The organism is Microbacterium shaanxiense, from assembly GCF_054779995.1.
On the sequence record NZ_BAAGXE010000001.1, the window covers coordinates 498936 to 512449 of the forward strand.

The following is a 13514-nucleotide window of genomic DNA, read 5'->3' on the forward strand; positions in this document are numbered from 1 at the left end:
CTGTCGCGCATGGGCTACCCGCAAGCTGAAGCCGTCGCGTCCCGCTTCGAGGCGATCGATGAGTCGGCGTCGACCAATGCGGCGCTGCGTGCGCTGTCAGCCGACAGCGTGTCGTGGCCGCACCTGTCGGTGCTCCTCACCGACAACCAGACCGCCGGTCGGGGCAGGCTCGATCGCTCATGGGTGGCGCCGGCGGGGGCGGCTCTGGCGATCTCGGTGCTGCTGCGCGAACTGCCGTCCTCGCCCGAGGCGACGGGCTGGGTCCCTCTCATCGCCGGAGCGGCGATGGCGCAGGCCATCTCCGCGCAGCTGCCCGATCACGAGGTCGGCGTGAAATGGCCGAACGACGTCCTCGTGGATGGACGCAAGATCTGCGGCATCCTCGCCGAGTCGACGGGAAGCGCCGTCATCGTCGGCGCCGGCATCAACACCGAGATGACCGAGCAGCAGCTGCCGGTGCCGACCGCGACGTCTTTCGCCGTGCTCGGCGGGGCGGCCGATGCCGACGAGCTCGTGGCCGCGTACCTGACGCGCTTGGGCGACCTCATCTCGTCCCTCACGACATGGGGGGATGCCGTGCGCAGCGGTGTGCACGGTGCGGTGTCGGCCCTGTGCACCACTCTCGGTCGTGACGTCGAGGTCACGCTCCCCGACGGCACGACCGTGCACGGCACCGCGCTGCGCCTGGAGGAGGACGGTCGGCTCTGCGTGAGCAGTGACGGTGTCGAGCGTCTGGTCTCCGCGGGCGACGTGGTGCATGCACGTCTGCGGTGAGCAACGCGCCTCGGTGCGCAGCGGACGGCCACGCGGACACGCCGACCCTTGGCGGACGATGTCCGTGCCGCCAGGCACAATGGAGGGGTGACCCAGCCCGTGACTCTCGGAGGCCGGCCGGTGATGCCGCCGCCAGGCGCACCGGCCGAAGAACGCCTGATCGCGCGTTTCCGCGGACACGCCCGCGCGCTGTTCTGGTCGGCGCTGCTGCTCATCGCCGTTTCGGGCGCCACAGCGTTCTTCTACGGCAACCTGCCACCGGGTCTCGAAGACTGGATGGTCCTCGCCGCAGCGGCGGCGCTCGTGCTGTTCGGGGTCCTCATCCCGTTCGTGGTGTGGGCGTCGCGCAGCTACGCCGTCACGACGCGCCGCGTGGTCGTTCGCGAAGGGCTCGGCGCGCGCAGGAGCCGTGAGATGTCGCATGTGCGCGGCTACACCATCGGGGTGCGACGGGGGATCATCCAGCGCATGTGGGGGGCGGGCACCATCACCCTCTCGAACGGCGTCGACACGCCGCTGCGACTCGTGAACGTGCCCAACGTGACACTGGTGCATGAGGCGCTCGCCGATCAGATCGAGGTCAATCAGATCCTCGCTCATCGTGACGCGCAGTCGATGTCGGACCCCGACTCCGACCACTGAGCGCCGCCACCGTCGAAACGTCCTCCGCCATGCGCGAGAATGGACACGACGAACGGAGATCTCAATGGCGTTGCGTGTGGGCGTGATCGGCGGCGGACAGCTGGCTCGGATGATGATCGCTCCGGCGGTCGAGCTGGGACTCGACCTGCGAGTGCTGGCAGAGGACGAGGGGATGTCGGCGCAGCTGGCGGCCACCGCGGTGGGGGACTACCGCGACATCGACACCGTGCGCGCATTCGTGAAGGACGTCGACGTCGTCACGTTCGATCATGAGCACGTGCCGCAGGAGGTTCTTCGTGCTCTGGTCGCAGACGGAGTGGCGGTGCACCCCGGTCCCGACGCGCTGCAGTACGCGCAGGACAAGCTCGTCATGCGCGCGCGTCTGAGCGAGCTCGGAGTACCGCAGCCGGATTGGGCCGCTGTGCGGGGCGTCGATGAGCTGCAGGCCTTCCTCGATGATCACGGCGGCAAGGCCGTCGTGAAGACACCGCGAGGCGGCTACGACGGCAAGGGCGTGCGTGTGGTGCGCAGCGCGGACGAGGCCTCTGACTGGTTCGATGCCCTCGCCCCAGGAGCCGGCACGGACGCGCTGCTCGTCGAGGAGCTGGTGTCGTTCAGCCGTGAGCTCGCGCAGCAGATCGCACGTCGGCCGAGTGGGCAGATGATGTCGTACCAGGTCGTGGAGACGGTTCAGCGCGACGGCGTCTGCGCCGAGGTGTTCGCTCCGGCACCGGCGGCGAGCGACCGACTGGCGCGCGTCGCGGAGGCGATCGGGCGGCAGATCGCAGAGGGGCTCGGCGTGACGGGGATGCTCGCGGTCGAACTGTTCGAGACCGACGACGAGCGCATCCTCGTCAACGAGCTCGCGATGCGTCCGCACAACAGCGGGCACTGGAGCCAGGACGGCGCTGTCACCGGACAGTTCGAGCAGCATCTGCGTGCTGTCGCCGATCTTCCGCTCGGCGACACGACGCCGCGTGCGGCCTGGGCGGCGATGGTCAACATCCTCGGCGGTCCGGCAGAGGGCGGATTCGAGGACCGCTTCGACGCGGCGATGTCCGAGCAGCCGTCCGCGAAGATCCACACCTACGGCAAAGCGGCGCGTCCGGGCCGCAAGGTCGGACACGTGAACGTCTCGGGTGACGACCTCGACGACGTCGTCTACACCGCACGCGCCGCGGCCGCGCATTTCGTCTGAGTAACGCGCGCCGTTCAGCTGAACTCCCAGTAGCGGAACGTACCCTGGGGAGGTGACTGAGCCACTGCACTCTTCCGCTGCGCCCATCGTCGGCGTCGTGATGGGATCCGATTCCGACTGGCGCGTGATGAGCGATGCCTCGCAGGCCCTCACCGAGTTCGGCATCCCGCACGAGGTCGAGGTCGTCTCGGCTCATCGCACGCCGGACAAGCTGATGCAGTACGCACGCGACGCACGGGGCAGAGGAGTCCGTGTCATCATCGCGGGAGCGGGAGGCGCAGCGCACCTTCCTGGCATGCTCGCGTCCATGACGCCGCTGCCCGTCGTCGGCGTGCCGGTTCCGCTCGCATACCTCGACGGGATGGACTCGCTTCTCTCGATCGTGCAGATGCCTGCCGGCATCCCGGTGGCCACCGTGTCGATCGGCGGCGCACGCAACGCAGGCATCCTCGCGGCGCGCATTCTCGGTGCGTCGGATGACGCCGTCGCCGATCGGATCGAGGAGTACGCCCGCACACTCGAGTCCCAAGTCGCCGACAAGAACGAACGGTTGAAGGACTCCCTGTGACGATCGCCGCGCCGCGCGCGACGAACCGGGGAGGGCGCGCACTGATCGAGACCCGCCCGCTGCGCAACCCCGATCTGGCGGACGCCGGCTTCATGGGGCACCGCGGTTGGTGGCTCGTCGTGATGAACGTGCTGGTGCCCGGGTCCGCACAGGTCCTCGCCGGAGGCAACCGCCGACTCGGTCGCATCGGCCTGGTCGCGACGCTGGTGAGCTGGTTCCTCGTGGTGCTCGCGATCGTGTCGGCGCTGTTCTGGCGTTCCGTGCTGGTCTCGGTGGCGACGAACTGGTTCGTGCTGACGGCGCTGCAGGTGCTGTTCATCGCCTATGCGCTGCTGTGGCTCGTGCTGACCTTCGACACGCTGCGCCTGGTGCGGCTGGTCAAGGTCCCGCAGGCGTCGCGCTTCGCCATCCCGGTCGTCGCCATGATCCTCGTCGGGCTGCTCAGCGGAGGCGCTGGGTACGCGGCGAGCGTCGCAGGGGCGAGCCGGGGCGCGATCGATGACATCTTCGGCCAGAGCGGACCGAGCGTCGAGCCCGTCGACGGGTATTACAACATCCTGCTGCTGGGGGCCGACAGCGGTGACGGGCGCGACTCGATGCGCTTCGACAGCATCTCGGTGGTGTCGGTCAACGCGACGACCGGTGCGACGACGATCTTCGGCATCCCGCGCGAGCTGCCGAACGCGCCGTTCAGCGAGGGCAGTCCGATGCACGCGTTGTATCCGAACGGCTTCGAGGGGCATTCGTCGTCATCGTGCGGGTGGAACGGGTGGATGAATCATATCCGCTACGCGGCGGAGGTCTGTCGCGATGATCAGGGCGCCGAGCTTTATCCGGATGCTGCCGCGCACGGTTCCGCGCCGGGCATCGAGGCGACGAAGGACGCTGCGGAAGGAATTCTCGGCATCGAGATCCCGTACTACATCTTCATCGACATGAACGGCTTCGCGGCCATGATCGACGCGCTCGGCGGCGTGGACATCAACGTCACGGAGCGGTTGCCGAAGGGTGGCCCGCCGGAGGGCTGGACCGGGACGGACGTCAACGAATGGGCGATCGGCTGGATCGAATCCGGTCAGCAGCACATGAACGGCGACACCGCGCAGTGGTACGCCCGCTCGCGGTACACGACCAGTGACTGGGATCGCATGCAGCGTCAGCGTGAACTGCAGATCGCGATCCTCGACCAGTTCACACCTGAGAACGTGCTGACGCGGTTCAACGACATCGCCTCCGCAGGCACTGTGCTCGTCGACACGGATCTGCCGAGGGACAAACTGTCGGAGTTCCTCGATCTGATGCTCAAGGCGAAGGAGCTGCCGGTCACGCCGATAGAACTCGTACCGGAGAACGGTGTCGACGAGTTCGAGCCCGATTACGCCTTCGTGCGAGACCTGGCCCAGCAGACGCTGCATCCGCCGACGGCGACTCCCGCGCCGACTCCGTGAGCGACCAGGGCCGGCTCATCCTGAGCAGGTGAGATCCGCCCTGGTCGTCTCCGCGTCGATCATGGGCGTGTGCAGCATCCTCGTGAGGCGATCTCCTGCACCGTCTCCGGTGTACGAGACGGTGATCGTCGTGGATTCTCCCGGTGCGAGCAGCACCTCGTGCTGGACGGCCTCGCGGTCGCGGAGTGACGTGGTCTGCACTTCTTCCTGCCGACCGTCACGATCGAAAGCGCTCGGCGTCGCGCCCTCAGGGCCGTAGATCGCGATGCGCGTGCGTACAGAGCCCGGCTCCACTTCCTGCAGCCCGCCGCCGGTCACGGATGCGGGGAGCGTCTGGGCGGCATCAGCCGGTGTGCCGTTCGTCCACGTGACGCGCACCTGGGTCGTCGGCTCGCCCCGGCATACCCCCACAGCCGTGCTCATCGCGGCGGAGGTGTAGTAGTCCATCCTCCCGCCGGTCGTGTCGTTGAAGAGCACGCCGATGTGCGGGCCGCGTTCGCCGTCGACAGGGATGGCGCCGCCGAGCGTCGATGCGGCGAGAAGGACCTCTTCGTCCGGATGAGCGCTCCAGATGCGGATACGGTGCTCCTCGGCAGCGTCCGCCAGCGCGCCGATGAGCTTCTGCGGCTCTGAAGTCTGAAGGGCTGCCGTGATCACGGCGTTCCATCCCAGGGCGAAGAGATCATCCTGCTGACCCGGGTCTGCAGAGCTCGCGTAGACCTCGGAGAGCAGCGTCGACAGGATGCTGTCGGAATCCGCGGTGAAGGGTCCGAATGACACCGCGTCGGTCGCCGTGATCAGATGCTGTGAGGTGACGGCATCGACCGCGAGCACACCGTCGACCTTCTGACCGAGCACCTGCTCCGCGCGCAGCGCCAGCAGAGCGCCGGCCTCGGAGAAGTCCGGGATGCTCGTGACGTCCTGCACGAACCGACCAGGTCCGTCTGAGAACAGCGCGATCACAGACTCGGTCATCGGCAGCGGTTCGGCCAGCGCGGGGAAGTCCCGGATCGAGGGCTGCTGCACGATGCTGAGGTTTCCGCCTTCGGCGCGCATGACGATGAGCGAGTCGACGCTGCCCCCGCCTGAGCGCAGCTCGGCGTTGTTCTGCATCGCGACGACGTAGGTGCGCGGTCCGTCGGCGCCCAGCATGGGCGGCAGCAGGATGGCCGCGCCATGAAGCGCGCCGACGACGGTGGTGGCATCGGTCACGGCCGCGCGCATCTCGCTCACCGCATCCGATACGGGTGGCAGCGCCGCATCCGTGTCGATCTGCTGCGCCCGTGCCTCCGCCTCGTCGAGCGTCGCACTGATGGCTCCGAGCGGCGTCACCAGTGCGGGGAGGGAACCGAGCCGGATCGAGGATCCCGCGAAGCCGAGGGTCGCGAGGTCGATGTCATCGGCGATCTCGAGCACGGGCACCACGGTGTCCGCGGCGATGCCGTCGACCACCTCGGCGATCTCACGCATGCTGGTGAAGTTCGCCCCGAGCCAGGGGAGTGTCTCGAATCCGCGCCACACGGGGTCGGAGGTGAGCTCGCGTGCGGAGGCCGCATGCGCGGCGATGCGCGGTGCGACGAGTTCGGCTCGCGCGAGATCGCCCTTGGCGATGGCCGCGCGCATCTGCGATGTGGAGGTCGCGACGCTCTGCAGTTCGCTGACGGCACTGACGCCGCGGACGACGACCCAGCCGATCGCCAGCACCAGCAGGGTCAGCGCACCGCCGACGACCCATCGGATCCATCGGCGCTGCACGGGAAGCCGGCCGTCGCTCACTCCTGCATTCAAGCATGCACCGGCGTCCCTCGCGCGTTTTCCTCTGTGCCGCGGATACTCTGTGGTCATGGGTGCCCAGTTACGCGTCGTTCTCGACCAGATCACACAGGTCGTCGACTCCGACCAGGCGGCCGCTTCACTGGATCTGACGGCGGGTCTGATCGCCACGACGCCGTCCGGCTGCACGGTCGAGGCCATCGTCCCGGCAGGGGGAGCAGCCGACATGGTCGGGCTCTCGGGAACACGTGTGCTTCCGCTCGGACGGCGCGAGCTCGCGGGGTCATGGCAGCTCGGGATCGTTCCCGGCGTGGGCGGCGGGCTCATCCATGCCCCCACGCTGATGGCACCGCTCGTCAAGCACGACCGCCTGCACGATGACGACCAGGTCGCCGTGACGGTGTGGGATCTGCTCGCGTGGGAGGCGCCGGAACTGCTCTCGAAGGGCGCGGTGGCCTGGCAGCGCGGGATGCTGCGGCGAGCGGCCCGGCACGCGGATGCCGTGGTCGTTCCGTCTCACGCGATGGCGGAGCGGATCGGATCGTTCGCGAAGCTCGGCGACAGGGTGCGTGTGATTGCCGGCGCGCCTCCCGAGGACTTCGCCATTCAGGCCGACGCCCCTGGCCGCAGGATCGCGCTCTCGTTGCCTGAGGCCTTTGTCGTTCTCACGGGGTCGGCCGACAGCCTCGAGCACGGATTCCGTGCGGCCGCGGCCGCGGATGTGGACGCTGTCGTGCTCGACGCCGCGGAGGGTGCGGAGCCACGTCTCGCCGAGATCGCCTCTGCAGTGGGCCTTCCTGAGCGTCGCGCTCACGTGCGCGGAAAGCTGTCACCGGAGGATCGTGCCGCCGTTCTGACCGGCGCGGCGGCGTTCGTGGGGACCAGCGCGCACTCGGCCTGGCCATGGCGGGCGATGGAGGCGATGTCGCTGGGCGTCCCGATCGTCGCGGTCGACAGCGGAGTGCATCGGGACATCATCGCCGAAGGCGGCGCGCTGGTGTCGACGGCGGACCTGTCAGATGCGCTGACGGATGCCGTCGGCACCGGTGCCGCGCGACTGCGGGTCCTCGCGGGGGACAGAGCACGAGCCTTCTCATGGGCGAGTTCCGCTGAGCGGGTGTGGGCCCTGCACGCGGACCTCTGAGGGGCGACGCCACCGGAGCGTGCGCAGGTCGGGTCCGGATCACACCGCCAGGTAGTCGGCGAGGGCGGTGCCGCCGTCACGCGGTGTGAAACCCGTGGCCATGATCTTGGTCAGATCCAGCACGCTGTTCCGCGGGCGAGGGGCGACCTCTGCCGTCGTGTCGGCGAAGTACTCGGCGGTGGTCACGTCCTTGACCCGTGCCGGATCGTTGCCCGTCAGACGGAACACGTCGCGGGCGACGTCCGCCCACGAACGCTCGGCGCCTGTGCTGGTGACGTTGTACGTGCCGTAGGCCGCACCCGCCTCGAGCAGATGCACGATCGCATCCGCGATGTCGCTCGTGAAAGACAGCCGGCCGACCTGGTCGCCCACGACGCGCGGATCGATCTCTCGATCGGCGAGCGAGGCCATGGTGCGGACGAAGTTCGCGCCCTCGCCCACCACCCACGAGGTGCGCACGATGTAGTGCCGGAAGGCGGTCTGCGCTGCGAGATCACCTGCCGCTTTGGACTGACCATAGACGCCGAGCGGTGAGAACGGGGCATCCTCGGTGTAGGCGCCCTCGTGGGTGCCGTCGAACACGTAATCGCTGGAGACGTGCACGAGCGTGATGCGGTGCTCATCCGCGATGCGCGCGAGCGCGGCGACGGCGGCGGCGTTGATCTGCCAGGCGGCGATGCGACCCTCTGTGGTCTCCGCGGCGTCGACGGCGGTGTGAGCGGCGGCGTTGATGATCGTGTCGTAGTCGCGCCAGTGTCGCGCCGCTGCGATACCGGGAGCCGTGATGTCGAGGTCGGCGCGCGTGACGTACTCGATGTGCGCGGCATCCCCGAGTCGTCTGCGCAGTGCGCGACCGAGCTGGCCACCGGCACCGACCACCAGCGTCTTGCGAGGGGGGACAGGCGAGACGTCGGCGAGACGCGGATGCGCCTTGTCCTTCTCCGAGATCTCGACGTCGCTGAGCGGGATCGGCCACTCGATCGCGGCAGTCTCGTCCGCGAGGTTCAGGTTCGCGTATTCGGCGTCGGGGGACCAGTGGTCGTTGACGAGGTACGCGTATGCCGTGTCGGGGGTGAGCGTCTGATAGGAGTTGCCGACTCCGCGGGGGACGAAGATCGCTCTCGATGGGTCGATCTCGATCGTGAAGACCGTGCCGAAGGTCGGCCCCTCTCTCAGATCGACCCAGGCGCCGAAGATGCGTCCGGTGGCCACGGAGATGAACTTGTCCCACGGCTCGGCGTGGATTCCTCGGGTCGTGCCGAGGCCGTCATTGAAGGAGATGTTGTTCTGCACCGGCCCGAAGTCGTCGAGCCCGAGGGAGGTCATCTTCTCGCGCTGCCAGTTCTCCTTGAACCAGCCGCGGGAGTCGCCGCGCACCGGGAGTTCGAAGACGACGAGCCCGGGGATCGGCGTGTCGATGCGCTGCAGTCGCTTCTCGAACTCGATGTCGCTCACTGGCTCTTCCCTGCGTAGAACGCTTCGGTGGCGTCCTTGCTGGGAGCCCACCAGTCCTCGTTCGCGCGGTACCAGTCGACCGTGGCGGCGAGGCCCGACTCGAAGTCGCCGTATGCAGGGCTCCACCCGAGTTCTGTGCGCAGCTTGGTCGAATCGATCGCGTAACGCAGGTCGTGGCCGGCACGATCGGTCACGTGGTCGTAGGCGTCTGCGGGCTGTCCCATGATCGTGAGGATCAGTTCGACGACGTCTTTGTTGCTCTTCTCGCCGTCGGCGCCGATCAGGTAGGTCTCGCCGATGGTGCCCTTGTCGAGGATCGTCAGCACGGCGGAGGAGTGGTCATCGGCGTGGATCCAGTCGCGTACGTTCTCTCCCGCGCCGTACAGCTTGGGACGGATGCCGCGCAGCACGTTCGTGATCTGGCGGGGGATGAACTTCTCAACGTGCTGGTACGGGCCGTAGTTGTTCGAGCAGTTCGAGATCGTCGCCCGCACCCCGAACGAGCGCACCCACGCGCGCACCAGCAGATCGCTGGCCGCCTTGGTCGAGGAGTACGGCGACGAGGGGTTGTACGGTGTGGCCTCGGTGAACCGGTCCACGTCATCCAGCTCGAGGTCGCCGTACACCTCATCGGTGGAGACGTGGTGCAGGCGGATGTCATGGCGGCGTGCGGCCTCGAGAAGCGTGTAGGTGCCGACGATGTTCGTGTCCAGGAACGGACGCGGATCGTGCAGCGAGTTGTCATTGTGCGACTCGGCTGCGTAGTGCACGACGGCATCCGCACCCGCGAAGAGCTCGTCGACCAGGGGCGCATCCGTGACGTCGCCGTGCACGAAAGCGGTCCTGTCCTCCGGGAGCCCCGCGAGTGACGCCCTGTTGCCGGCGTACGTCAGGGCATCGAGGACGGTCACGTGGTGGTCGGTGTTCTCGACCACGTGGTGCACGAAGTTCGACCCGATGAAACCGGCACCACCGGTGACCAGGATCCTCATCGCGTGCCCCGTGCGAGCAGGTCGAGCAGATACGCGCCGTATCCGGATTTCGACTGAGACTCCGCACGCGCGCGCAGCTCGTCATCGGTGAGATAGCCCTGACGCCAGGCCACTTCCTCCGGTGCACCGATCTTCAGTGCGGTGCGACGCTCGATCGTGCGGACGTAGTCGGCGGCATCGGTCATCTGATCGAACGTGCCCGTATCCAGCCAGGCGGTGCCGCGCGGCAGCACCTCCACGTGCAGGGCGCCACGCTCGAGATAGGCGCGATTGATGTCGGTGATCTCGTACTCCCCGCGCGCGCTCGGTTCGAGGGCGCGGGCGATCTCGATGACGTCGTTGTCGTAGAAGTACAGGCCGGGGACCGCGTAGTTGCTCTTCGGCGACGCGGGCTTCTCCTCCAGGGAGACCGCATTGCCGGCGTCGTCGAACTCGACCACGCCGTACGCCTGAGGCTCCGCGACCCAGTAGGCGAAGATCGCGCCGCCGTCGATCTCGGTGAATCTCTTGAGCTGCGTGCCGAGCCCCGGTCCGTACAGCAGATTGTCGCCGAGCACGAGTGCCACGCGATCATCGCCGATGAAGTCGGCGCCGATCGTGAACGCCTGTGCGAGACCGTCAGGAGACGGCTGCTGCGCGAAGGCGAGGCGGATGCCGAACTGCGAGCCGTCACCCAGCAGTCGTTCGAAGTGCTCCGCATCATGGGGAGTGGTGATGACCAGGATGTCGCGAATACCGGCGAGCATGAGCGTCGACAGCGGGTAGTAGATCATCGGTTTGTCGTAGACGGGGATCAACTGCTTCGACACGCCGAGCGTGATCGGATGCAACCTGGTGCCCGAACCGCCAGCGAGAATGATGCCCTTCACGAGTACATCGTGACACACGCGCTCGCGCGAATCGCGAAGCTGGTGGGACGCGGTGAATCCGCGCGACACGCGGCGTTTCTCTTCAGTTTCACTGTCCCCAGTGGCATCATTGCGCAACTTCCGCCACACTGGTCACATGTCTCGACGTGCCCCACACTCACGAAGCGCGCTCAGAATCACCCGGTTCCTCACTGTGCTGATCGCTGTCGCCGCAGTCGTGGTCGGCACGGTCGCGCCGGTCACAGTGGCCGCGGCATCCGCCGCTCAGAGCCCGTCGGTGTCTCTCGCGCGCACGGGCGGCGACCCTGCGCAGACGGGCATCGTCAAGACGTCGCTCGCCGGTTTCAGCGCCGGCAACATCATCAGCGACGCGGTCTTCACCAACAAGTCGACGATGACCGAGGCGCAGATCCAGACCTTCTTCAACGGCAAGGTCTCGCGGTGCCAATCCGGATACGTGTGCCTGAAGGATTTCAGAATCAGTTCGGTGAACCGTCCCGCCGACGCGTACTGCAGCGGATACACGGGAGCGGCCGACGAGACGGCGGCCCGGATCATCTACCGAGTCGCCCAGTCGTGCAACATCAACCCCCAGGTGCTGATCGTCATGCTCCAGAAGGAGCAGGCGCTCATCACGCACACGTGGCCCAGTTCGTGGCGCTACGACATGGCACTCGGCCAGGGCTGCCCGGACACCGCACCGTGCGATCCGAACTTCGTGGGATTCTTCCACCAGATCTACGGCGCAGCGCGCCAGATGCAGATCTACATGGAGGGAGAGTGGTTCCAGTGGTACGCGCCGGGCAAGACCTGGAACGTGCGTTATCATCCGAATGCGTCGTGCGGGTCATCCCCGGTGTACATCGCGAACAAGGCGACCTCGGCGATGTACTACTACACGCCGTACCAACCCAATGCTGCGGCGCTCGCGGCGGGCTACGGCGAGGCGAACAACGCCTGCTCCAGCTACGGCAACCGCAACTTCTACAACTACTTCACCGACTGGTTCGGGTCGACGCAGACGCCGCCGGCACCGCAAGGCCCGTCACTGAGTTCGATCAATCTCTCTTCATACGTGACGGCGATCGATAGTGCCGGATCTCTCTGGGGTTACCCGTTCTCGAAAGGAGTATGGGGCGAGCGAAAGCAACTGGCCAGTGGCCTGGGCGCCTCCGCATCCGTGATGATGACCGGCGATCTCGACGGCGATGGGAACCGTGATGTCGTGCTGCGGCAGGGAACAAAGGTCTCAGTGATGCGCGGCGCTCCTGCAGGCCTGACCAATGCGCAGCCGCTGAGCGTCGATTGGAGCGCTCAGAAGCTCTCGACCGCAGCCGGTGATCTGGATGGCGACGGCGTGCCGGATATTCTCACGACGAACTCCGCGGGAGAGCTCCTGCTGTGGCCCGGGGACGACCGGGGAGGGCTCCTTCCCGGAGTCAGAGTCGGATGGGGCTGGTCGGGTATGAACACGCTCTTCGGCAACGTCGACCTGAACGATGACGGCAATCCTGACATCGTCGGACGCGATGCCGCCGGCCGCTTGTGGGCCTTCTACGGCGACGGACGCAGTGGATGGTCCGGACAGCGGCAGATCGGTCAGGGCTGGGGCGGCATGACCGCCATCTTCACGCCGGGTGATTTCACCGGCGATGGCAATTCTGACATCGCTGCCCGTGCCGCAAACGGCGACCTGTTGCTGTACCCTGGCGACGGCGCCGGCGCTATCGTCGCCGGCGGAAAGATCGGCAACGGCTGGCAGATCATGACAGCTCTCGCCGGAGCAGGCGCTCCGGTTTCGACGATGCGCGCGCTCCGCCCGGGTCTCGGCGACGTCGATCGTGACGGTGGCCCAGACCTCGTAGGGGTGACTGCCCAAGGCACCTTGAACCTCTATCGAGGCAATGCTGCCGGTGGATGGCGCGGCTCGCAGTCAATCGGGTCAGGATGGTCGGCCGATGATCGTGTCCTCGCGCTGGGCGATTTCACCGGGGACGGGTATCGGGATCTTGGCAGGATCACTGCGGGGGGTCAGTTTCTGCTGTATCCGGGAAGCTCAGGAGGTGGTTATGGTGAGCCGCTGATCATTGGCAACGGTTGGCAGACGGTCTCGATGCTCGTCGGCGGTGTGGATTACGATGGCGACCGCAACCCTGATGTCATCGGTCGCAGCTCGGCGGGGCACCTTGTGATGTACCGCGGTGACGGTAGAGGGGGCTGGGCCAGCGGAGCGATCCAGATCGGCTACGGCTGGGGCGGGTTCACTGCCGCCTTCAACGCCGGCGACTTCGACGGGAACGGGATCGTGGATCTCATTCTTCGCACCTCCAACGGCGACCTGTGGCTCTATCCGACCAACGGATCGGGTGGATGGGGCACGCCCCGCCAGATCGGTAACGGCTGGGGAGGATTCACGGCGCTGTTGAGCCCCGGCGACTTCGATCGGAACGGAACGGTGGATGTCATCGCGCGGGCGGCCGGCGGAGACCTCGTTCTCTATCGTGGCGACGGGCGCGGCGGCTGGGGCGTGAGCGGGGTCATCGGGTGGGGGTGGAACACTCTCGTTTCCATCGGATGACACGGGCGGGCGCGACTTCGGAGGTCTATCAAGTCGTGGCATAAGATAGTGGGATGTGCGTGACATCCGTCAT

11 protein-coding genes are annotated in these 13514 nt (G+C 67.1%); 7 read left to right on the top strand and 4 right to left on the bottom strand.

Going from position 1 to position 13514, the window contains the following annotated elements; translation table 11 throughout:
- Nucleotides 1-9: 9 nt before the first annotated feature.
- From ACYVG2_RS02285 to ACYVG2_RS02305, 5 genes are all read left to right on the top strand, one after another.
- Nucleotides 10-774, top strand: coding sequence for a biotin--[acetyl-CoA-carboxylase] ligase (locus ACYVG2_RS02285; RefSeq protein ID WP_460779491.1), 765 nt, complete (start codon nt 10-12; stop codon nt 772-774).
- An 87-nt stretch (nt 775-861) separates the two neighbouring features.
- Nucleotides 862-1416, top strand: coding sequence for a PH domain-containing protein (locus ACYVG2_RS02290; RefSeq protein WP_460779492.1), 555 nt, complete (start codon nt 862-864; stop codon nt 1414-1416).
- Nucleotides 1417-1480: 64 nt separating this feature from the next.
- Nucleotides 1481-2614: a 5-(carboxyamino)imidazole ribonucleotide synthase gene (locus tag ACYVG2_RS02295; RefSeq protein WP_460779493.1), complete on the top strand. Its 1134-nt coding sequence runs from the start codon at nt 1481-1483 to the stop codon at nt 2612-2614.
- 100 nt (nt 2615-2714) lie between these two features.
- Complete coding sequence (purE, locus tag ACYVG2_RS02300) at nt 2715-3182, top strand: 5-(carboxyamino)imidazole ribonucleotide mutase (protein WP_460779923.1); 468 nt, start codon at nt 2715-2717, stop codon at nt 3180-3182.
- Entirely contained in the window at nt 3179-4630 is a 1452-nt protein-coding gene (locus ACYVG2_RS02305) for an LCP family protein (RefSeq protein ID WP_460779494.1), read from the top strand. The genes purE and ACYVG2_RS02305 overlap by 4 nt, the downstream gene beginning before the upstream one ends.
- Nucleotides 4631-4645: 15 nt before the next feature.
- Here ACYVG2_RS02305 and ACYVG2_RS02310 read toward each other — a convergent pair whose 3' ends face one another.
- Nucleotides 4646-6406 (bottom strand): DUF4012 domain-containing protein, encoded by a 1761-nt coding sequence (locus ACYVG2_RS02310; protein ID WP_460779495.1) that lies wholly within the window; start codon nt 6404-6406, stop codon nt 4646-4648.
- A 67-nt stretch (nt 6407-6473) separates the two neighbouring features.
- On the opposite strand from ACYVG2_RS02310, the gene ACYVG2_RS02315 reads away from it, so the two are divergent.
- The gene (locus ACYVG2_RS02315) at nt 6474-7547 is read left to right on the top strand and encodes a glycosyltransferase (protein ID WP_460779496.1); all 1074 of its coding nucleotides are present in this window, start codon (nt 6474-6476) and stop codon (nt 7545-7547) included.
- 39 nt (nt 7548-7586) lie between these two features.
- On the opposite strand, the gene ACYVG2_RS02320 is transcribed toward ACYVG2_RS02315, so the two are convergent.
- Genes ACYVG2_RS02320 through rfbA form a run of 3 tightly spaced genes read right to left on the bottom strand, consistent with a single transcriptional unit; the run spans nt 7587 to nt 10863 of the window.
- Nucleotides 7587-9002: a sugar nucleotide-binding protein gene (locus tag ACYVG2_RS02320; protein WP_460779497.1), complete on the bottom strand. Its 1416-nt coding sequence runs from the start codon at nt 9000-9002 to the stop codon at nt 7587-7589.
- Entirely contained in the window at nt 8999-9994 is a 996-nt protein-coding gene (gene rfbB, locus ACYVG2_RS02325; protein ID WP_460779498.1) for a dTDP-glucose 4,6-dehydratase, read from the bottom strand. Before rfbB ends, ACYVG2_RS02320 begins: the two co-directional genes overlap by 4 nt.
- Entirely contained in the window at nt 9991-10863 is an 873-nt protein-coding gene (gene rfbA, locus ACYVG2_RS02330) for a glucose-1-phosphate thymidylyltransferase RfbA (protein WP_460779499.1), read from the bottom strand. The genes rfbB and rfbA overlap by 4 nt, the downstream gene beginning before the upstream one ends.
- A gap of 136 nt (nt 10864-10999) precedes the next feature.
- On the opposite strand from rfbA, the gene ACYVG2_RS02335 reads away from it, so the two are divergent.
- Nucleotides 11000-13441, top strand: a complete 2442-nt coding sequence (locus ACYVG2_RS02335) for an FG-GAP repeat domain-containing protein (protein WP_460779501.1) — start codon at nt 11000-11002, stop codon at nt 13439-13441.
- The last annotated feature ends 73 nt before the right edge of the window (nt 13442-13514 follow it).